The 19,567-nt window shown below is 60.2% G+C and carries 20 protein-coding genes; 7 read left to right on the top strand and 13 right to left on the bottom strand.

The genetic code is table 11. From position 1 onward, the window contains the following. Positions 1-44: 44 nt before the first annotated feature. From BLW27_RS15785 to BLW27_RS15765, 5 genes are all read right to left on the bottom strand, one after another. Positions 45-1,310 (bottom strand): PAN domain-containing protein, encoded by a 1,266-nt coding sequence (locus BLW27_RS15785; RefSeq protein WP_089884693.1) that lies wholly within the window; start codon positions 1,308-1,310, stop codon positions 45-47. Positions 1,311-1,768: 458 nt separating this feature from the next. Beyond that, the gene (locus BLW27_RS15780; RefSeq protein WP_089884690.1) at positions 1,769-3,022 is read right to left on the bottom strand and encodes an aminotransferase class V-fold PLP-dependent enzyme; all 1,254 of its coding nucleotides are present in this window, start codon (positions 3,020-3,022) and stop codon (positions 1,769-1,771) included. A 128-nt stretch (positions 3,023-3,150) separates the two neighbouring features. After that, positions 3,151-4,671 (bottom strand): tripartite tricarboxylate transporter permease, encoded by a 1,521-nt coding sequence (locus tag BLW27_RS15775; RefSeq protein ID WP_089884688.1) that lies wholly within the window; start codon positions 4,669-4,671, stop codon positions 3,151-3,153. Positions 4,672-4,684: 13 nt separating this feature from the next. Then, positions 4,685-5,101 carry a tripartite tricarboxylate transporter TctB family protein gene (locus tag BLW27_RS15770; RefSeq protein ID WP_177177946.1) on the bottom strand — a complete coding sequence of 139 codons (417 nt, stop codon included), beginning with the start codon at positions 5,099-5,101 and terminating at the stop codon, positions 4,685-4,687. Between the two features lie 51 nt (positions 5,102-5,152). After that, positions 5,153-6,118 carry a tripartite tricarboxylate transporter substrate binding protein gene (locus BLW27_RS15765; RefSeq protein ID WP_089884683.1) on the bottom strand — a complete coding sequence of 322 codons (966 nt, stop codon included), beginning with the start codon at positions 6,116-6,118 and terminating at the stop codon, positions 5,153-5,155. Between the two features lie 543 nt (positions 6,119-6,661). Between BLW27_RS15765 and BLW27_RS15760 the strand changes: the two genes are divergently transcribed. From BLW27_RS15760 to BLW27_RS15750, 3 genes are all read left to right on the top strand, one after another. Further along, the gene (locus BLW27_RS15760; protein WP_143042301.1) at positions 6,662-7,558 is read left to right on the top strand and encodes a LysR family transcriptional regulator; all 897 of its coding nucleotides are present in this window, start codon (positions 6,662-6,664) and stop codon (positions 7,556-7,558) included. Between the two features lie 1,156 nt (positions 7,559-8,714). After that, positions 8,715-9,233, top strand: a complete 519-nt coding sequence (locus BLW27_RS15755; RefSeq protein WP_143042300.1) for a hypothetical protein — start codon at positions 8,715-8,717, stop codon at positions 9,231-9,233. Positions 9,234-9,250: 17 nt separating this feature from the next. Then, positions 9,251-9,853 (top strand): hypothetical protein, encoded by a 603-nt coding sequence (locus tag BLW27_RS15750; RefSeq protein ID WP_089884678.1) that lies wholly within the window; start codon positions 9,251-9,253, stop codon positions 9,851-9,853. Here the strand turns inward: BLW27_RS15750 and BLW27_RS15745 are convergent. The 5 genes from BLW27_RS15745 to BLW27_RS15725 all read right to left on the bottom strand — a co-directional run bounded on the left by BLW27_RS15745 (position 9,831) and on the right by BLW27_RS15725 (position 14,012). Further along, entirely contained in the window at positions 9,831-10,295 is a 465-nt protein-coding gene (locus BLW27_RS15745; protein ID WP_089884676.1) for a hypothetical protein, read from the bottom strand. The genes BLW27_RS15750 and BLW27_RS15745 overlap by 23 nt on opposite strands. Beyond that, on the bottom strand, positions 10,292-10,699 hold the full coding sequence (locus BLW27_RS15740; protein WP_089884674.1) for a hypothetical protein: 408 nt from the start codon (positions 10,697-10,699) through the stop codon (positions 10,292-10,294). Before BLW27_RS15740 ends, BLW27_RS15745 begins: the two co-directional genes overlap by 4 nt. After that, positions 10,696-11,745 carry a type II secretion system F family protein gene (locus BLW27_RS15735; RefSeq protein ID WP_089884672.1) on the bottom strand — a complete coding sequence of 350 codons (1,050 nt, stop codon included), beginning with the start codon at positions 11,743-11,745 and terminating at the stop codon, positions 10,696-10,698. Before BLW27_RS15735 ends, BLW27_RS15740 begins: the two co-directional genes overlap by 4 nt. Before the next feature lie 4 nt (positions 11,746-11,749). After that, positions 11,750-12,709, bottom strand: coding sequence for a type II secretion system F family protein (locus BLW27_RS15730; RefSeq protein ID WP_089884670.1), 960 nt, complete (start codon positions 12,707-12,709; stop codon positions 11,750-11,752). Between the two features lie 67 nt (positions 12,710-12,776). After that, a complete protein-coding gene (locus BLW27_RS15725; protein WP_177177944.1) occupies positions 12,777-14,012 on the bottom strand; it encodes a TadA family conjugal transfer-associated ATPase in 1,236 nt (411 codons plus the stop codon). Positions 14,013-14,350: 338 nt separating this feature from the next. Here BLW27_RS15725 and BLW27_RS15720 point away from each other — a divergent pair, with 338 nt between their 5' ends. Together BLW27_RS15720 and BLW27_RS15715 are read left to right on the top strand one after the other, a co-directional pair. Further along, on the top strand, positions 14,351-14,992 hold the full coding sequence (locus BLW27_RS15720) for a hypothetical protein (RefSeq protein ID WP_089884666.1): 642 nt from the start codon (positions 14,351-14,353) through the stop codon (positions 14,990-14,992). A 92-nt stretch (positions 14,993-15,084) separates the two neighbouring features. After that, entirely contained in the window at positions 15,085-15,525 is a 441-nt protein-coding gene (locus tag BLW27_RS15715; protein WP_089884664.1) for a hypothetical protein, read from the top strand. On the opposite strand, the gene BLW27_RS15710 is transcribed toward BLW27_RS15715, so the two are convergent. After that, entirely contained in the window at positions 15,496-15,996 is a 501-nt protein-coding gene (locus BLW27_RS15710; protein ID WP_089884662.1) for a hypothetical protein, read from the bottom strand. The two genes, BLW27_RS15715 and BLW27_RS15710, sit on opposite strands and share 30 nt — an antisense overlap. Before the next feature lie 81 nt (positions 15,997-16,077). Between BLW27_RS15710 and BLW27_RS15705 the strand changes: the two genes are divergently transcribed. After that, a complete protein-coding gene (locus BLW27_RS15705; RefSeq protein WP_089884659.1) occupies positions 16,078-16,671 on the top strand; it encodes a hypothetical protein in 594 nt (197 codons plus the stop codon). 341 nt (positions 16,672-17,012) lie between these two features. After that, positions 17,013-17,936, top strand: a complete 924-nt coding sequence (locus tag BLW27_RS15700) for a nucleotidyl transferase AbiEii/AbiGii toxin family protein (protein WP_177177942.1) — start codon at positions 17,013-17,015, stop codon at positions 17,934-17,936. Here the strand turns inward: BLW27_RS15700 and BLW27_RS15695 are convergent, their stop codons facing one another. Continuing rightward, entirely contained in the window at positions 17,937-18,884 is a 948-nt protein-coding gene (locus tag BLW27_RS15695) for a nucleotidyl transferase AbiEii/AbiGii toxin family protein (RefSeq protein ID WP_089884655.1), read from the bottom strand. It abuts the gene before it with no gap. Further along, positions 18,881-19,444: a type IV toxin-antitoxin system AbiEi family antitoxin gene (gene abiEi / locus BLW27_RS15690; protein WP_089884654.1), complete on the bottom strand. Its 564-nt coding sequence runs from the start codon at positions 19,442-19,444 to the stop codon at positions 18,881-18,883. The genes BLW27_RS15695 and abiEi overlap by 4 nt, the downstream gene beginning before the upstream one ends. Positions 19,445-19,567: the final 123 nt, after the last annotated feature.

The raw sequence follows: 19,567 nt of genomic DNA, 5'->3' as shown, positions 1-19,567 counted from the left end.
GGTGAGCAGCCGGGGTATCAGGTTTGAAGAACCGGCTGGCGTGGTCACCTTACCGCGCTGATCACGCCAGCCTTGCTCCGGGCGGGGCCGACACTGCCCTTGGGCCAGCACCAGCTCATGGACTGCACGAAAGAGACCGCGCGGCAGCTCGGCGTATCGAGGCAGATCTGCTTGCAGGCGGCGAACGAGATGTCGCGAAGGCCGTCGGCCGTCATGTCTCCGCCTGGAAGATCGGTTCCAGGCAACTCGGTCATGCGCGGCGCCGGCAATGGACTCGGTTGGCTCCTCTGAGGTGCCATCGTGCTGTCACAGCCAAGGGCAGTGTCGCGAACCTTGCTGTCGGTGATATTCTGCTCGAACCCCCAGAAGATGTCTCCACCGGGCGTGTTCATGCGCGCGCCGATCGTATTGGCACCCGGTAAGGCCGGCACGGCCTCAGGAGGGACATTGAATACGATCCGGGTGCGCCCGCCATCACGATTGATCAGGTCGTACTCGCTTGGAGGAAGCAGGTACGCTTCTCCGTCGACCACGAAGGCCGCGTCGCCGAGCATCGCAAGCTCCGGCTCATCCAGCATCGCGATCGCGATGAGACCCTTATCACCGCAGGACAGGAACATCTGGTTCGTCCCGTAGATGCTTTCGTGGACCATGTGCAGGGACAGCGATCCGTTCACGTTGCGGTATTCCATCGTCTCACTGAAGACGTGCCCGGTGACCGCACGCCAGCTTTCCAGGACCGGCTTGGGCACCCAGTCGATGTCATCAGGTCCGGTGGCAGACATGCGACGGAACAATTCCATGTCCACGCCCTGGTCCTGCATCAGGGCAACGATCTCCGAGGAGAAGAGCTGCGCCTGGCTGCTGGCCTCGGAATCCGTCATCGCGCCTGGCCGATGCGAGAACCTGTGCACCCCGATCAGCGTGTTGTCCGGCATGTATCGCAGGTCGGCACCGAGATATGCCAGAACGCACGCGGACGCGCAGACACCGATCTCATCACCTCCTGATCGAACTCTGGCCGAAACGATTTGCGGCAGCTCCATGAAAATTCGGGCCATCAGAAGGCCCTCGATCAGGGAACCACCCGGACTGTCGAACGTGACGCTGACGTCGCGAAAATCAGGGTCCAGCGTGCTGGTGAGGATTTGCTGCAACCGGTCGCTGTCGCCGGACACGAAATTCCCGGCGATCGAGATCTCCAGGGTCTTCGGGAGGATCGGCCTCATGTCCACCACTTCGTGCTCGAACTCCAGAGCTGCCACCCGCAGTGGAGCCAGGGTGAGGAGGAGCGCGAAGAATAGACGCATGGTGTTCTCTCTCGAATGCCGTTCGGATTACGTCAGTCTACAGGTCGGAACCTGATGCACAAACACCGTTGGCTTCCACCTTGCTTCAACCCGCCTGTGGTTGAAGGCATCAACGCCACCTCTGTGGCTGCTGAAGGTGAACCGCCAGCGTGCCGCTGCCAGCTTGCTGCATGCAGCCATCGCCGAAAGCGGTGGCTATTCTCTCAGGGACTTCGGATCCATGGTGAGCACCGCTGGCGTGTACTCTCTACTCGACCGACAGAAAGAGAGCCGCAGTGTTTCGTTCGAAGCGACCGCCACTCAGTGCCGCGATGATGATAAGGAGCACAAAGAATAGCCGCAGGAACGCTGGATATCTGCCGGGGGCTGCGCAAGCAGCCGTCATCGCTCCCACGGCAGAGCTCTTAGTCGCAGCAGAGCCCGGCCGTTTGAGGTTCGCGCTTGGACTGTACTCGGGGCTACCGCTCAAGTTCGTTGAGCGCGGTCAGAAGCTGCGCGATTTCATGTTCGGTGTTGTAGTGACACATCGAGATCCGGATGCAGTCGTCGAGGCCAAGAGGCTTCAGAACATTGCCACTGAAGTGATCAGCTTTCCGGGAGTGAGTGCGAATTCCTTGCGCGTTGAGAATTTCCACGACGTCGACCGACGACTTGCCCTTTACCGAGATCGACACAACGCCCTCGCGGGCGGGATTGTCGGCACCCGCGATAATCTCGACATGATCCATGTTCGAAAGTCCGGGAAGGTTTCCTGTGCCATGGATGAGGCTGGTGGTCAGATGCTTTTCGTACTCATGGATCGCGCGGCCGGCGGCCTCGATCTTACCCCGGCGATCCTGCGTGTCAGACACCTGGCCACCCAGCCACTCGAAATAGGAAACGACGTCGGACATGGTTGCGTAGGATCCCGGATCACGAGTACCGAATTCCCAGACCTTCTCAGGAGCACCCATCAGCTGCTCGTGCGGAAGCACGCTGAGACGGTCGGATAGCCATGCCACTCCGTAGCCGTGCCGGGAGAAAACCTTGTAGGGCGAAATTGCATAGCCATCCACATCGTAGGCATCGAGATCGATCTGTCCGTGCGCGGCGTGCTGAATGCCGTCCACGATGATGAAGCAGTCAGGCGAGACCTTGCGGATTTCCTTCACGATCGCGGCGACATCCATACCCATGCCGGTAACGGGGGAGCCATGCAGGATCGTCGCAACCGAGACATCAGGCGTCATCTTCTCGGCGTACGCCTCGGCCGACACGGTGCCGGTCTCATTGTCATGCGGAACACTGACATATTCGAGCCCCATCACTTCGGCCCACCGGTTGGCCGCGCTGCGGCTGGCTGGATGCTCGATCGTCGACCCGATGATCTTGCTTCCCTTGGCGACGTTGACACAGGCGGTCCGGATCATGCGAAAGAGGAGTTCGGTGCCGCTCTCGCCGACGATGAACTGCCCGGAGCTTGCGTTCATGAAGACAGCGAGATCGGCTTTGGCCTTGGTGATGACGTCAACCAGAGCCTGGCCGGCCGGGTTGGCGCGCCCCTGGTTATCGGGAATGGTGGCGAAGTGTGCGGATGTCTCTCCCACCGACTTCAACGTCAGGGCGCCGCCGGCATTCTCGAAGAAGATCCGTGGTCCTTGGAACGGACAGCTTTCCACGTGGGCAAAGCGATTACGGATGGCGTCGATGAGTTCACGCTTTTCCTGGATCATGATGTATTCCTTTCGGCGGCACCTGGTGCCAGTTCTCCCTGCTTGCCGGTGCGAGCAGGACCTAGTGAGGTTGTGCCCGATGATCAGGGCGTTTGCGGTCTAGCTGGGGCGGTTCCCGGAACTGACGGTCATTTCGGCTCCGAGTGCCTGTCCCGGTCAAATCGAGCTGCTCTCCTGGCTTTGCGGCGTTGCCAGATCGGCAGAACTACAGCCGCGACCACGAGGAAGATGAGGAAGATCGTCAGCGGGCGATCGAAGAACACTGCCCAGTTCCAGGACGATATCTCCATTGCGCGGCGGAAGTTCACCTCGAAGATCGGACCCAGAATGAGCGCGATCACCAAGGGTGCTGCCGGGTAATTCCTGCGCTCCATGAAGTAGCCAACTATGCCAAAAGCGAGTGCGAGCCCGACGTCGAAGAGGTTGTTCCGGAGCGCGTATGTGCCGATAAAGCTGAACGCGAGTACCAGCGGCCCCAGAACGGAGCCTGGGATCTTGGTGACGAAGACCAGATAGCGACCAACACTGAGGCCGATGATTGCAAACAAGAGGTTTGCGAGGAAAAGCGACAGGATCAGCGTGTATGTCACGTCCGCGAAATCCGTGAAAAGTCGCGGGCCAGGTGCCATGCCGTGGATCGTCAGGCCGCCCACGAAGACCGCGGTCACCGCATTCCCAGGGATGCCGAGTGTGAGTGTCGGGACGAGCGTGCCACCTGTGACAGCATTGTTGGCCGCCTCGCTGGCTGCGACGCCCTCCATCTCACCCTTGCCGTAGTTTTCGGGATTTTTCGAGGAGCGGCGCGCTTCGTTGTATGAAATGAAGGCTGCGATACTCGTCCCTGCACCAGGCAGGACACCGATCGCAGATCCGATGACCGAAGATTTCATGATCGTCCGCATGCACTGCCGGATTAGCCCAAGGCTAGGATAGGGGCGGCCATGGTTGATATCTGCGGTTTCGGACAGGATGCTGGCGCGTCTGGGCACAGTCAATGCAATAGCCTGGGAGATCGAAAAAAGACCGATCAGCGCGGGCAGCAGCGGAACGCCATCGAAGAGTGCGCTCTCACCGAATGTGAAGCGCTGCGTAGCCGTGAAGTTGTCCATGCCAATCGTGGCGAGCAGCAGTCCGGCTGCTGCTGATACGGTGCCTTTGACGGGGTTGCTCGAGACCACGCCGATGATCGTGACCATCCCGAAAATGGCCAGGACTGCGTAATCAATGGGGCCGAACGACAGGGCGAAACGCGAAAGCGGCGGGGCGACTGCAATCAGGAGCACGGTGCTGAAGATGCCGCCGATCAGAGACGCGATGGTTGCCATTCCGACAGCCTCGGCCCCGCGTCCTTGTTGAGCGAGTGGATAACCGTCCAGTGCAGTCGCGATCGAGGCGTCTGTTCCGGGTGTTCGCAGCAAGATAGCCGTTATGGATCCACCGTAGACGGAGCTGACATAGACTGCTCCCAATAGGATGAGCGAGTTCTCCGGCGTCATGCTGAACGTGATAGGGATGACGAGAGCCACGCCCATTGTCGAAGACAGGCCCGGCAGTGACCCGATTACCATTCCTGCCAACGTTCCGATGAGGAGAACCAAAAGGGAGCTAGGCTCGAAGATGTTGCCGAGCGCGATCAGGAGATCTTGCATGCGTCCTCTTGGCTCAGAAGGTGTTGAAGAAGGCTTGGAGCTTGCTCGGGGTCGGGACGTTCAGAAGAAGGTCGAAACCGATGAACAGCACGATCGTGAAGATCGCGGCGAGGGTTATCGAGAAGATGACACCCTTCTTTGCGAGCAGCACGTAGGACAGAACAATGAAGAGGAAGACGCTGAGATAGAAGTCGACCTGCCAGACCAGAATGAAGAGCAGAACCGCCATGCCGACCCAAGCGAGGAACCTTGGCCCCTCGAATGGCTCTTCCGGCTCCTGGGCAGGACTCGTCCGCAGCACGCTCTGTGCAAGAAGGATCAGGCTCGCCAGGATCAGCAGGCACCCCATGGCAGTCGGAAAGAACCCTGCATCGCCGCGGAAATCCTGCGACAGGAAGATTGCCGTGGCGCCGACAAGTATCAGCGCCACGGCCAGTAAGCGATCTATGTTGCTCGCTGACACGATTTCATGCCTCGTGGATTACTGCTCGATCCAGGGGTCTTTTTCCCAGAGCGTCTCGAGCGTTTCGCGGTTGTTCTCGAGGAACTCGACGAAATCCTCGCCGTAGATCGGGACCACCGGCATGTTGAGCTCGGCGAGCTCCGCCCGAAACTCCTCGTTCTCAATCACACCGCGTGCGGCTTCGAGAAGCGTGTTGTACTGCTCCTCGGAGAGGTCGGCGGGGACGGCGAAGCCGCGCGAGGCAGCAGAAATCACGTCGTATCCCTGTTCTTGACCCGTGGGCACATCAGGAATCGCCTCCATTCGGTCGGAGGACCAAACCGCAAGAGCACGCACGCTGCCGTTCTCGATCTGGTTCGCGACCTCGCTCATGTTGCCTTCAAAAGCATCGATATGCCCGCCTTGCAGCGCAGCAGTCGCCTCCGCATTGCCGTCGAACGTGACGAAGTTGACGTCGATCCCGGCCTTGTCGGTGAAGTCCAGCGCCGCGAGGTGATCGTCGCCGCCCACGCCTTCGTGGGATACGGACAACTCACCCGGGTTCTCCTTGGCAGCCGCGACGAAATCGTCGAGCGTCTCGTAAGGGCTGTCGGCCGCAACGGCGAGAACGCCGGGATCCGTGACGACGTTCACAAGCGGGCGGATGTCTTCCATGTCGTAGCCGACGTCATCACGCACGATACCCTTGGACTCGAACGAAGGCGAGTTGATGAGGCCGACAGTGTATCCATCCGCCGGTGCATTTGCGAGCGCAGTCCAGCCGATTTCACCACCAGCACCTTCGCGGTTTTCGACAACGAAGCGCTGCCCGAGGTCCTCGCCGATGTAGTTGGCGAAGATACGGGCCATGGTGTCAGTGCTGCCGCCTGCACCCCAGGCCACGATTACAGTGACCGGGCGTTCGGGGTATTCCGCAGCCGCGGGAACCGCTGCCACCGCCATTACGGCGGCTGTAGCGGATGCGATCAGGGTCTTCACAGTCATCGATTTTTCTCCCTAGATTCAGGACAGTTTTCGGCCGACCCGCCGACTGCGGGTCGTGCCTCATCTAGCCATTCTTCTTCTATCTCCGGCGAGCGCAGAAGGTATCCGGAGGCACGAAGGGCCTCCTGGCTACCATCTCGATACCGGCTTTCTTCAGCTAGATGCTCGACGAGAGCGATGGCGCTCTCGGTTTCGCTTCCTTCGGGTGTCCCGCACCCGAGCGGTTTCAGGATATTCAGAGATCGGTAAACGGCGCCCCTTGATGCGTCCCGAGAAGGGGTTCCCGCGGGTTGGGCGGCCAATCTCGAAGAAGGCTTGATGCCCGTCATTCGCTCTGAGAAGCCGGCCTCCTGCAAGTCGTGTCATCCCTTCCATCAAGCGACTCAGCGGTTTCTCTTCAGTCAAACACCTCTATCAGTTCACTTCCAACGATTTATTTCGATCCGATACCATCGGACTGAGGAATGAGTCAGTGTGGTGCGGCGCGTGTTGACAGTGCCGACATGGGCTGTCCAACTGCGGCACGAGACCGTGAGAGAGATCATGCGTATCACACTGGGCCAGCTTGAAGCGTTCGTGGCGGTGGTCGAGGCCGGCTCATTCGAAGAAGCTGCAAGAGCGTTGAACCTGACTCAGTCCACCGTGTCGAAGAGGATCAGCGATCTCGAGGCGGCGTCCAGGATCAGCCTGTTTGATCGAAGCAAGCGTCGAGCCAGCCTGACCGAGCGAGGGGAGCGCTACTTCGAGCGAGCCAAGGATTTGCTGTCACGGGCAGCCGATCTCACGAAGGATGGCGACCTTTCAGATCAAAAGCGGACCGTAAGGGCTGGCGTTACCGAGCTGTCGTCGCTCACCTGGCTCCCGAAATTCCTGGAACAGTCGGTCCCGCTGCGCCCGGAACTGGAATACGAGATCACCATCGGCCTGAGCCGTGACCTGATGCAGATGGTCGAGGACGGAGAACTCGATATCGTTGTGATCCCGGAAATGCACTTCCCCGGGACCGTGAGCTTCCGAAAGGTCGCCGAGTTGGAAGTTGCCCTGTTTTCCAAACCCGGCATGATCTCTGGTCAGAGACCGATCGCGATCGCAGACCTCAAGGACTACAACATTATCATGCAAGGAAGCCGTTCGGGCTTCTCTGCCCGTCTCGCTTCATGGCTGCACAAGCACAACGTGACTCGGCGCCCGACGGTTCAGATAGACAGCCAGCACGCCACGTTGGGTCTTGTCATAGCTGGGAAAGGTCTCTGCATTGCCGCCAAGAGTTACCTTTCAACCCTCACCGAAAGCGGACGGGTCGAGGTCATTCCCACTAAGCCTGAGCTTCCAACCGTCACATACTACGCCGTCTATCGCCAATCCGCCCGCGATGGGTTCTTCGAGACCTTGTCCGACCAAATCGCCGACCACGTGGACTTCACAAGTTCCTTTTTCTAGCCAGGCTGGCCCGTCCCTGGGTCGAACGTAAGCGCGATGCCGATCCCGTCCTGCCGCTGGTGACCGGACTGGGCCATACTCCGCGCGCATAAGCGATGGACGACTTGGGTTGGAACGAGGCGTCCGTTTGGACGGCTCGACCGGCGGTGGGGCTTCTCGGCTGGAGGTGCTCGAGGGCCCGACGGGGCGACGGATGCGCTCGAAGCCGGAGCGGGCGCGGATCCCGGCGGAGAGCCGGTGCCCGGCGCGTCGGTGGCGGATGTCGCGCGGCGGCATGCGTCAAGTGTGTGGAAATGGTGGCCGAAGAACACTGAAGAAAAAGCGAAAACCAGACGGAATGCGGTTGCAATCCTTAGCCGAAAAAGCTATCTGATCATTGTACGCAATGAAGCGAGTCCATCACTTCTATCCTTGTCCAGGGCCCCTGTCGTTAACTCGGCAGGGGCCCGTCCATTTCAGAAACAGACACCTCCCACAGCTGCGCTGATAAAAGGCGCCCCCCCCCCTCCTTTCCGTAACCTATAGGCTACGGATTGGGCAAAACCCGTAGCCTATGGGTTACGGGTTTGTCGTCACGTCCCTGCTCCCGCAAGTCGTCTCACACCATCCGACAAAGGCCGCTTCAGTAGTCCCACAGGGCCGCTTTGCCGCCCAGGGAAGACACCCCCTGACGGGGACAGGAAACTCTCCCCCAAGGGCGTTCAGGCGCCTTGCCAGGCACCAGGAGGCGTCCACAAGGTCAGGGTGTCCTGCCCTGATCAGGGAAAGAGATCCGCTTGCGCTGGAAGAGGGAAAACTTCTGAAAATGGAAGAAAGGCGCCTTTGGGATGGGCGGGTACCAATACGACTGGCTACACCCTACAGATCCTCTACCGTTGCAGCCCTTTCCTCTCCTCGTCCTGTGTTCTATGCTGGTACGCGCGGCCCAGGGTGGGGATAACAGCTTGCTTGGGACAGCACGAGTTGCCCCGGGCCGCGCGTCTGGCATTGCTGCCAAGTTTCTCACTCTTCGATGCAGAGCGCTCTGTGTCAAGCTTCCATGTTGCCGTTGCGTAAGATTCATCTAGGATTGTGCCTGAGGCATAAACTGAGGTCGGGTTCCTGATCTTGTCTATCCGAGGCTTGCAATTTTCAGATCTACTGCAACTTCCCGGTCATGACGAATGTTACCTCAACTACGGGAATGCGGAGCTTCCGTTCCCAGGCCGACCAGGCTTTCAATAACGTGATCGCCGGCGGGCTCAGTCCTTTTGCCGGCGGCTACTTCACGACTGAAGTCGACGTGCGCACGAGCATTGTCTACCGCTACGTTCCTGGCCTGAAGGCGCCGCAGAGGGTTGCGCATGCCTTTGCATTCGATGGCGTGAAACACCTGCGGGCAGCGAGCCTCGAGTTCCGCATTGCACCCCTCGCTGACCAAGGTCCTTACCTGTCCGTCGAGGACATCTGTAACGACGTCGTTGCAGAGAACATCTTTCTGACGATCGACCGCTCGTCGATCCGGGATCAACCGATCCGCATGAAGCCCATTTTCACTGAAAAGAAGGGAGTCCTTGTCGGTTACAGAGGCTTCCGGGAGACCGGCGCGTACAAGATCTACGCAGGATTGAATCGCCTCCCGTATTACCTCGGCCGGGACTGGACTTTCTACTTCCGCATCACGACGAACACCTGACCTGAGGAACAGATCTCATGCTCGACACCCCCACCAAGGCCCGCATCATCTGCGCCCAGACGCTCCCCTTCGACGACCTGAATGAGCTGCTCTGCAGGCAACTCAGAGCAGCGATCGACGCCGACGAGCGCCTTCTGAAAGACATCGCCGCGGATATCGGTGTCAGCCGGCCGTTCCTGTCGCTCCTGAGCGGTTTTGAGTTCGTCGACCGGACCGCGGCCTCCCGAAAACTCGACGCCCTGCAAGCCATGGGTCAGGATACTGAAATCCACACGAGGGTCTTCGTCCAGGACGGGTCGGAGTGGGTCCCGATCGCGCCGCAGCCTCCTCTTCTGCGATCTGATTTCGGCCACCCCCGAAACGGCCTCCCGATTGGCGACGGCCGACGTATGATCAAGCACCTGCGCCTGCAGCTGGGTATAGCTCTGCGTGCCCTACTCACAGAGCGCCAGGTCACCGCTCAGAGCGTGGCCCAGGATCTCGACAAGCATCACTCGCAGATGTCGAGTTACATGTCCCCGGATCCGGCAACTCTCGGCAATCCAGGACCCGTAATAGAGGTTCTTGAGCACCTCGGAGCGAGGGTTGAACTGGACGTCACAATCCGGGCAGCGCGGTGATCGAACACGGGTCGCAGGCATCGATCATGATAGCAAGGCGGTCGTAGTAGACGATCACGTCGATGTACGTCTCCTCGCCGGTTTCCGGTGCACCCGTAGCCTTCTTGAGTTCCGTTACCGCCCCCAAGGAACCCGCCACATCAGCCTCCCAGAGGACCCTTCGCTCACCCCCACGCAAGACGTATCGGTGCACGCGCGCCCGGAACTGCGGCTCCTCCGGATACGCCTGCTTCTGCGTCACCTCGATCACGTCGCGCAGCTTCTCGATCTCCGCATCAGTCGGTGCCTCGACCCTGTCGAGATCCAGGTCGACCGCGGCCCGGTGCAGGTCGTTCGCAAGATGCTTCGCGAGAAGTGACCGGGTCACTTGAATGCCGCCGTCCAGAGCGGCAACGATGCCCAAGCACAGCGCCAGGATGGCCCCCATCGCTCCCACGTTCATGACGACGGCTCCTCGATCTGGACAAGCTGCGACCGGCTCAGAAAGCCGCCTGCAGGATACCCGCCACCGAAGGACGCGACGACGCCGGAGTCTGAAAACGCATAGCGGCAACTCGTTCCCAGGATTTCTAGGGAGCCGGCGGCGCTCGTCGTCGTGGAAACGGACCACACGTAGCCCCCCTGCCCGTTTTCAGGATCTCTGCAGAGCCGGCTCAACTGGGTGTCTGAGAACGGGCTCGACTCCAGGGCTTCTTCGATCGTCTGCCCTGACCTCAGCCGGTTCGACATATCGATCGTCGCGAAGCTGATCTCGATGTTCACGAACAGGAAGAGAGCGCCCTCGACGGCCCCGAGAGCCAGCAGAACGAGAACAGGCGTCGTGAAGAGATGTAGGATCGCCGTCATGATGAGAACATCTTCATCATCTGCTGCGCCGCTTCGTAGATCGGCGAGAACAGGATCGTCATCACGAATGCCGGGAACGCGAACAGCAGCTGCGGCATCAGCAGCATCGACGGGATCTTGCCCGCCTTGCGCTCGGCGGTCTGAAACCGCTCTTTCCTCAGGGTCTCGGATAGCCTTGCCAGGGCGGCCGACATCGGAGTGCCTTCCTTGTCAGCTTGCTTGACGATCGAAACGAACTCGAGGACCGGCGTCGACTGTGCCCTCGCAAGGAAGCTGTCGAATGCATCCTGGCGATCGTTCGTCGTGAGCAGATCCCGGTTGAGACGTTCGAGCTCGTCAGCCATCGGCGGTGCGATCCGCTTGAGCTTCGGAACCGCATCCTCGATCGCGGCGTCGAACGGCACGCCGGCAGTCACGTAGATCAGCAGGATGTCGACCGTGTCTGCCATGCCGGCGCCGACCTTTTCTCCGCGTTCGAGAGACTTCTGGCCGAGCTGGAACGGGATTGCCGACCAGCCGGCCAGCGCCATCACGGTGGCCGCAATTCCAGGGACCATGGCGCCGCTGGTCAGCAAGCTGGCGACGGTTACCCCGATCGCCGCGCCGATGAGGGGGACGCCGATCCGTGCGAGGACGTAGTTCGTGATCGCGTTCTGCCCCCGGTATCCCGCCGTCGCGAGCTGTGACCGAAGTCGGTCGGCATTCTGCATGCCGCCGATGAACGGAGACATCCACGGCTTCAGCTCCGCATCGTTGCGCTCGACCAGTTGGATCTTGCCCGCTTCCAGGAGTCGCTGCCGCAGGTCCTCGCGCTTTTGGCGTTGAGAGCGTGTCCGGCGCTTGAGCTGTCTTGAGGCGTCGGCCCGGTGCAGCGCCACGGCGATCACGGCTCGCGTGACGATGAAGATACCACCCGCCACGGCACCGAAAAGGACAGCGTCCAGACTCAAGAACGGGATGCCCTTGATCGCCGATCCGGCGAGCACGCCGAAGAGACCGAACAGGCTCGCCATGAAGATGGTTTTCGCGTTCAAATTGAAAGACATATGGTCATACTTTCATGTTCGCGATCTTGTTGACCGTGGCAAAGCACATGTAGACGAGAGCAAGGATCAGGCAGAACACGAGGTTGCCGATCATGTTCGAGAAGAGGTGCTCGATCATCTTCGGCTGGACGCCGGACATCACGAGCATCATCCCCAACGGCATCAGTCCAATGATGTATCCGCCGGCCTTACCCTGGGCTGCCAGGGCTTTCACCTTCAGTTTCAGGTCACGCTGGCTGCGCACCACCCCCGACAGGTTGCGCACCGCGGCCGTCATCGAGCCGCCGGATCGCTCTGATGCAGCGACCACCGCGGCGACGAAGAGGAAGGCTCCGATATCGTGCTTGCGCGCCTGCTCTTCGAACAGCTCGGACGCGAGGAACCCGGCACTCATACCTGCCGATATCTCGCGAACGGCCAGCGACATCTCCGGCCCCAGGTTCTCCGTTGCCGATTCCAGGCAGGCGGTAAAAGATTTCCCGACGCTGAGGCCCCGGGCGACGGCGTCCAGGAAAACAGGGATCTCGGCTTCGATACGTGCCCGCTTTCTCGAAGCCAGCATGCCGAAGACGATCCGGGCGGCGCTGTTGACGATCACGAAAGCAACGAACAGCGAGACAATCTTCGGCACGTGATCGAGCGGAAGCTTGTTCGACAACGGCCAGGTGAGGACGAAGACACCGACCACGGCCGGCCAGGCAAGGCGACCCAGGCCGCCGTATCGCGCACTCTCGACGAGCCGGGACAGGATCGGCAGCTTGAACGAAGATCCTGAATTCTCGAGGTCCGGATCACGCGTAATGACCGGTGGAGGTGGTGGAGACACGCCCGCCGGCTTGGTGTCGTTTTTCAGGAGTCGTGATGCCAGGCGCCGCGACTTGCGTGCTCTCTTGATCGGTCCGATCGCAACCAAGGCAAGCACTAACACAAGAGCGAGTGAGACAACTGCAGAGAGCAAAATCATGAGAAACCTGTGTGAACGCCCTCTGCCTACCGGGATGCGCTTAAACGTGGATAAAAGGCGTTCCGAGCTACCCGCCGAAGATGCTCGAGACCTCGCGCTCGTGTCCGCCGGCCCTGAATTTGTGCAGCGTCGTCGGTTTCACCTTGGCCGCCTTGAAGTTGCCATGGATCCGTTCTGCGCTGACGGTCTCGATCTCGAACTCGAACAGGTCGTTGACGATGATCAGCTCGCCTTCCATCCCGTTGATTTCAGAGATCTTGTTGATGCGCCGGACGCCATCGCGGCCCTTCGAGATCTGGAGCACGAGGTCGACCGCCGAGGCAATCTGGGTCCGGATCGCTCTGGCCGGTAGATCGAATCCAGCCATCAACACCATGTTTTCCAGGCGCGCGAGGGCATCCCGGGGGTTGTTCGCGTGCAGCGTTGCGAGGGATCCGTCGTGTCCGGTGTTCATCGCGGCAAGCATGTCAAACGCCTCACCACCCCGGACCTCGCCCAGGATGATGCGATCCGGGTTCATGCGCAGAGCGTTCTTCACGAGATCCGTCTGTGTGACGGCCCCGCCACCCTCGCCCGAGGCGACGCGGGTTTCCATGCGAACCACGTGCGGCTGCTGAACCTGAAGTTCCGCGGCATCTTCGATCGTGACGATCCGATCGTCTGCCCCGAAATACTTCGTGATCGCGTTGAGCAGCGTCGTCTTGCCCGAGCCCGTGCCCCCGCTCACGATGATGTTCAGACGGCTGCTGGCGGCCAATTTCAGGAAGCGGGCCATGTCCGGGCTCATGGCACCCAACCTGGCCAGGTCATCGAGCTGGAACGAGTTAGCCGGGAACTTGCGGATCGAGATCGAGGCCCCGTCGAGCGCGATCGGAGAGAACACGACGTTGACCCGGCTGCCGTCCGCCAGGCGCGCATCCACAAGCGGCGTGCTCTCGTCAACCTTGCGGCCCACGTCCCGGGCGATCTTCTGAGCGACCGCTTCCAGGTGCTTGCGATCCCGGAAAGTCACATCGGTCAGGTGGCGTCCCTTGCCACGGATGTCGGCGAAGATCTGATCGGGGCCGTTGACCATGATGTCGGTGATCGCTTCGTCGTCGATCAGCTGCTGAAGCGGTCCGAGACCCGTCAGGTCCGCGGCAACCTCTCGCGCGATCTGATCCTGCTCGGCCTGCGTGATCATCATGCGCTTTTCGCTCGCGACCATCTCGACTGCCTGGCGGATCTGCTCGTAACGCTCTGCGTCGGTCAGCTGACTGACTGCGTCGACGTTCAGCCTCTTCCTGATTTCAGCTGAGATCACCTGCCGATCTTCTAGCGCGACCGCGGGCGCGGGCTTTGACACGCTACGAGCAGCATCCGGTCTTTCCGGTCGATGACCTTCCGGCTTGGGGGGGCGTGTGTGGGGTGTGTCCTCCCCTTCGGGCTTTCGCGTCGACGCTCCGAATTTCATGATTTTGGCTCCGTGTTCAATCAGAGCCGGTGGTCGCACACTGCGTTTTCGCCAGGATTAAATACATCCGGGCACGCTCTGCCGCCGCCGTATGTTTTCAGGATCGGATGCGGCATTTTTATTAACCGAGGGGGGTTCCCTTGCCGGCCGTTTCGCACACTTGCGAAGAGACAGAAGAGGATATGGAAATGCATTCGCAACAGCTGTTTGAGACCCCGGACTACTACGTGACTGCCGGAAACCTGGTCGACGCCCGGATCGGCGTCGGAGACCTGACCGGGGACATGTTCGACGTGGCCGATGTCTACGCGGCCGCGGCGACGATCCATGCACCGATCCAGGAAGCCGTGAAGATAGGCGGTGACCTGTTCTCGAGCGCTGCGAAGGAACGACTGCAAGACCTCACGCACGACCTCATCAACGCCCGGTACCTCGGGATGGTCGCGCAAGAGATCGAGCGACTGGATATCCTGACGCTGCACACCATCACGGAACTGCAAGCTGCTCTACGCCAGGACGACTTCTACGCACATCAAATCGTTGACACCGACTTCAGCGGGTTCCTCTTCTGGCTTTGTTACGACGGGGCCGGCACCTTCCGTCGCAAGCAGGAAATCTACCGCGGTGTCGTGGCTCACCGGGAGTTCTTCGAGACCCACGTGCTGCCGGCGCCGCCGACCCGGCGTGCCGCCGCCATTTACGAGCTCATGCGGGGATCCTGCTCGACATCCCGGTTCTATCAGGAGATCGCCGCATACCACGACGAGGCGTCCTCGGAACTCTACGAGCTGCTCCAGCAGACACTGGGTCAGGATCAAGCGGTGGCCTGACGACTGGCGGCGACGCCTGCTCTCGATTTTTATCCTGTCGTAATCGACATGTGTGACGGTATCCTTGTTTCCAGCAACAAGGATATTGGAAAGTGCACACTGCTACTCACGAAAACCCGGTCGACGCTCTCATGCTCTCGGTCATGTCCACCCCGTCACCCGTCGATCAGAGCCGCATCAAGAAGGCGCAGCGAGCCATCAAGGCCGCCGAGGACGCCGCTGAAGGCATCCTCGCCACGCTGCGAGAGAACGGCGACTTCGATCCCAGCGCGATCAGCGAGCAGGTCTACGCCACCGAATGCCGGGATTCCGTCACCGCCCACGTCTATCTCAACAAGCACACTCGGTTGAGTCTCGCCCTCACCAGCGACGCGCTCGTTCCCCTCGAAGATGTACTGCCTGAATTCCTGTCAGACGCCGGCGTCTGGTGCGCTCTCACGCCCGATGCGCCGGACCACGGCAGCTACATCTGGCTCTTCTGCGAGCACGTCGCATGCGAGCTACTAGGCGCCCTTTCCCGCCGCCTGCACTGATCGCAGTCCACCTGCCCTCTTGCGTTCCCGGTACTGCTTGCTCTCTACGGCCGCATCCGGGAACGCCAGCTCGTAGTCTTCACGCGAGAACCTGTGCACCGCACTGAGATGCTTCGTCAGCGCAGCATGGCGCTCACCGCAAAGCCTGCAGCTCACCAGATCATCAGTATCCGGCTCCACCGGGCCAGGACGGCAGCGATAGAGAGCACTGCGGATCCGTTCTTCGGATGTTTGCACCTCGTCGATCCCGCGAAAGAGCTGGTCGAACGTTCCCCCTTCGAGATGGCTTCCTGATTTCGCAGACCCGGAGACCTGGTCGATAGCATCGTCGACGACCGACATGAGCAGGTCTGCATCGATCTCGGGAGCGCTCTTCTTGCCTGAAAACGAGAACCCTTCCTCTTCAAGAAAAGAGATCGTGTGGCGGTACTTCGTCTTCCCCAGATTCAGGATATCGCAGGTATCTCTCATGTCGCCGTTCCTTTTCCCTTCCAAGAAGGTTGACTTTCATCTGAATTTTGCAACCTCCAAAGAAGAGAAAGAGGTGAAGCCATGAGGATTTATTCAGCCATCCATGTCGACAAGCGGTTCCGGCGCCCGGTGAAGACAGAGATGCAGCACGGCATCCTGGTTGCGGCGGCCGCGGCTTGTGCAGCCCACCGGTTTCACCTGTCCGAAGCCGCATTTGATGATGAAATCGACGCTCTCTGCGATCTGCTCGAGCAGGACCGTACGACAGACTTCCTGAGCTTCCTCGTCGAGATCCTTGCCGACCTGAACCTGGCGACGAACAGCGATCGCGAGGACCTCCGCACGTGCCTGCGCGTGATGAGCGAAGACCTCGATGCCATCAACCTGGCGACAACGGTCCTGAAATCGCCCCGCGCCGGTGAGTCTGCTGCGCGGCTCCGGGAACTCTGCCAGCACAGCCCAGAGCAGCCCGGAGAGGCCCTGGAGGCGTATGCAGAGCGCATGCTGCGTCTTCACCTGCGAGCGGGACTTCCGGCCGTCCTGCAGGCCATCCTCGGCATCGTCGGGCGCCTTTCCGTCTCTCTGCATCCGGGTAATCGACGCAAGCAGGCGACGATCGTCGCTCAGTTCGTCGGTAACGCCCAGGCTGCCGCGACACCTCGCAGGAGCAGGTGAGGAGGCAAGGGTATCCCGTTCAGGAGGCCTCAGGCCGTAGACTGCAACCACCACGCACCCCACAAAAACCCGAGTCCAAGGAACCGCGCGCGGGAGAGGTGAAACCCGAAAAATGGTAGTTTCAGGTTCACAGATCGGCAAAGTGTGAACCCGAAACTACCGTTTTTGGCGTCTGTTTATGCCTGAGGCACAAACTTCATGAAATCGTCGACTGCCGGGGTGTATCCCGGTCCTGTCCCGGATATCTTCAGTAGAGTTGGAGCGAGGTCTTCGTCATGCGGATCAGAGTCCGAGATTACCCCCAGTTGCGCAGCCTATGCTGGAATCGGCCCGGCGAAGCCGTGATCGGCGCGGAGGAAGCACTCGGCCTCTACGAGCGTAACTGGTGCCTTGTAGAGACGGACAAGCTTGATGACGAGGAAAGAAACCTCCTGGAACAGCTCGTAGAGAAGTTCGGTAACGGCGTCTTCATCGGAGCCGGCATCGTCAAATCTGCTTTTTCGAAACAAGACTGCCACTCCGCGATCCTGTCGATCCTCCGTTCAATCGACGGTGAATTCTTGGCTGGGTCGAAGTGCTTTCTCAGCGGCGGGACCGCGATCCCTCTCTGCTCGGAAGGCTACCGAAAGAGCCCGGACATCGACTTCCTCTGCTCGGACAGGGATGGCTTCAGGGCCCTCCGAACAGCTCTTGCCGGCAAACCGAACTTGGATGGCATCCTGCGCCTGGGCGAGACGATTGAGACCGTCCGCGACATACGCGCGGACCGGTACGGTCTGAAGACGGTCGTCCGAGCCAACGGCATCGACATCAAAATCGAGATCGTGCTCGAAGCCCGGATAGAACTTGATGGGGCGCTGGATTCACGCCTGGGCGTGCCGGTTCTCAGTCGGGAACTCATGTACGCCGAGAAGCTGCTGGCAAATTCGGACCGCTGGCAGGACCCGGCGGCGCTCAGCGAGGACATCCTTGACCTGTCGGTGATGATCTCGCGTTGGGGTTGGCACATTGCCGAAGAGGCGTATGGTCCCGGTGTTCGCGATGATTTCGCTGAGGCCGTCAAGAAAATCAGGGATCTTGATTGGATTGGGTATTGCGTCACCCAGATGGAAGTGGACGAGGCTTGCGCCGAGGGAATCCTCCAGTTGCACGACAGACCTGGCGTTGCCGGGCGGTCTTCCCAGGTGCTCTCGGATCTCGAGCGGTTCCGCGGCCGGCTCCCTGCCTCGGCTCGCCTGTCGCGCGATCAGGGAAACGAGCGGTAACTACATCCCTGGTCCGGACGGGGTGTCGTCCGGGTCAGGATAGAGCTCTCGCTGAACGGTTTTGAGGGCACCCGTGACGTCATCAAGCATCGTCTGACGGAAGCCCGGGTTCTCGATGTAAGCTTCGATGTCCCCTGGCGTCAGGTATTTGCGCATCTCTTGTCTGAATGCCTTGCTCTCCATGATCTGGGGGAGAGCATCAAGGAACCCTGTCAGGTGAGCTCCGTAGTCCTGTTCCCGGTACTCGTCGATCTTGTGAGCAACCATCCCGCAATCCGGCTCCGCGCCGATGCGAGCGAGGTATGAGATATCCCACAAGTCACGCGAGCGCACGAAGCCATCCCGCTTTCCGAACACGGCGGGGAGCGCAACGAGCTTGTCCGCAAGGATCTCGCGCGGGGCTTCTGAGTGTACAACCATCCGGTCGTACATCGCAGGCAGCACTGAGTATTTCGCGCGGATTTTCACCCCTTCGGAGGTCAATGGCGTCACGTTCGCAAATTCGATCTTGATCTTCTGCCGAGGCAGATCGGGCCGATCCGGACGCGTTACGAGGTTGCACCACCACGCGTCGATGTGGATCTTCTCGTAATCCGGCTCGTCGCGGACCTTCTTCGGGTTCTTCACGGTCACGTCGAGGCCGTAGCGCTCGCTCAGGTACGTCTCGAGGCAATCCTTGATCGCCATGACATCAGCTGTCGCAAAGCCGCGGCCGGCAGCGAAGTCGAGGTCGTGCGAGTATCGGATAGAGCCGTGGCAGAGACGGAGTGACGTACCGCCCTGGAAGACAATTCCCTCGAGCAGGCCCTCTCGCTGAAGAGCGTAGAGGATGTCGTAATGCAACAACTCCTTCTCGAGGTATTCTTCCATCCCCGTGCCGGTCAGGTTAGCCTCGGCGGTCGCCAGTTCGACGATCCTGTTGAAGTCGTCTCTCTGCGTTGCAATCACAAGAATTCCTCCAGCTCTTCCAGGGCTTCCTGGTACATCTCCCAATCAACGAGACTGAGGTCCCGCTTGGTGCGCTTCATGTCCTCGAGCGCCATGTCCGGCAGCGCGATGTCGAGGTTCCCGTCCGGCCCGCGGCGGGCCCGGGTCAGGATGTCCACCGGCGAGCGCTCTGTGTGAACGAATTCGATCCGTCCCCAAGGGGTGGTGAACTTGCCTTCGCGGCCGGTCGTCATGACCGTCAGCACCGCCGGGATCTGATCGATGACGCCGTACGCACTCAGAGAGCTTTCCAGCGAGATGTACGAATAGTGCCCCTGCCGGAGCATCAGTGCGACCTGATGTCTGATCCTGCTGCCTTCCGAGCGGCCGTCCGGGTACACGTAGATGCCCGAGGCCTCCGTGGCGCGGACCAGGATCCCCTTCCCGACGAGGCGCTCGAGGGTGCCGATCCGGGTCCGCTCGGACTCAGTGAACAGCATACGAAGATCGGGCGTCGAGTAGACGTACTTCCCGTCCTTCGCCATCTTCTCGAGTAGATCGACTGCGACTGCGCTCTTCATTGTTCTCGTCCATCCCTGTTACATTGAACGTATGTAATCAGCGTAGACCGCGCAACCCTATTCATCGTCTCCAACGAATAACTCTTGTTTTTTTCAATTCAGCTAAACCTTTAGCGGCTATCC

Origin of the sequence: Citreimonas salinaria, assembly GCF_900107235.1 — a bacterium.
GTDB classification, from domain to species: Bacteria; Pseudomonadota; Alphaproteobacteria; order Rhodobacterales; family Rhodobacteraceae; genus Citreimonas; species Citreimonas salinaria.
This window is presented reverse-complemented; position numbering and strand designations above follow the sequence as displayed.

Bases quoted from the DNA above. Each gene is read 5' to 3' on its own strand.
- BLW27_RS15785 (WP_089884693.1), bottom strand. From the start codon at position 1,310: ATGCGTCTATTCTTCGCGCTCCTCCTCACCCTGGCTCCACTGCGGGTG.
- BLW27_RS15780 (WP_089884690.1), bottom strand. From the start codon at position 3,022: ATGATCCAGGAAAAGCGTGAACTCATCGACGCCATCCGTAATCGCTTT.
- BLW27_RS15775 (WP_089884688.1), bottom strand. From the start codon at position 4,671: ATGCAAGATCTCCTGATCGCGCTCGGCAACATCTTCGAGCCTAGCTCC.
- BLW27_RS15765 (WP_089884683.1), bottom strand. From the start codon at position 6,118: ATGACTGTGAAGACCCTGATCGCATCCGCTACAGCCGCCGTAATGGCG.
- BLW27_RS15760 (WP_143042301.1), top strand. From the start codon at position 6,662: ATGCGTATCACACTGGGCCAGCTTGAAGCGTTCGTGGCGGTGGTCGAG.
- BLW27_RS15755 (WP_143042300.1), top strand. From the start codon at position 8,715: ATGACGAATGTTACCTCAACTACGGGAATGCGGAGCTTCCGTTCCCAG.
- BLW27_RS15750 (WP_089884678.1), top strand. From the start codon at position 9,251: ATGCTCGACACCCCCACCAAGGCCCGCATCATCTGCGCCCAGACGCTC.
- BLW27_RS15745 (WP_089884676.1), bottom strand. From the start codon at position 10,295: ATGAACGTGGGAGCGATGGGGGCCATCCTGGCGCTGTGCTTGGGCATC.
- BLW27_RS15740 (WP_089884674.1), bottom strand. From the start codon at position 10,699: ATGACGGCGATCCTACATCTCTTCACGACGCCTGTTCTCGTTCTGCTG.
- BLW27_RS15735 (WP_089884672.1), bottom strand. From the start codon at position 11,745: ATGTCTTTCAATTTGAACGCGAAAACCATCTTCATGGCGAGCCTGTTC.
- BLW27_RS15730 (WP_089884670.1), bottom strand. From the start codon at position 12,709: ATGATTTTGCTCTCTGCAGTTGTCTCACTCGCTCTTGTGTTAGTGCTT.
- BLW27_RS15720 (WP_089884666.1), top strand. From the start codon at position 14,351: ATGCATTCGCAACAGCTGTTTGAGACCCCGGACTACTACGTGACTGCC.
- BLW27_RS15710 (WP_089884662.1), bottom strand. From the start codon at position 15,996: ATGAGAGATACCTGCGATATCCTGAATCTGGGGAAGACGAAGTACCGC.
- BLW27_RS15705 (WP_089884659.1), top strand. From the start codon at position 16,078: ATGAGGATTTATTCAGCCATCCATGTCGACAAGCGGTTCCGGCGCCCG.
- abiEi (WP_089884654.1), bottom strand. From the start codon at position 19,444: ATGAAGAGCGCAGTCGCAGTCGATCTACTCGAGAAGATGGCGAAGGAC.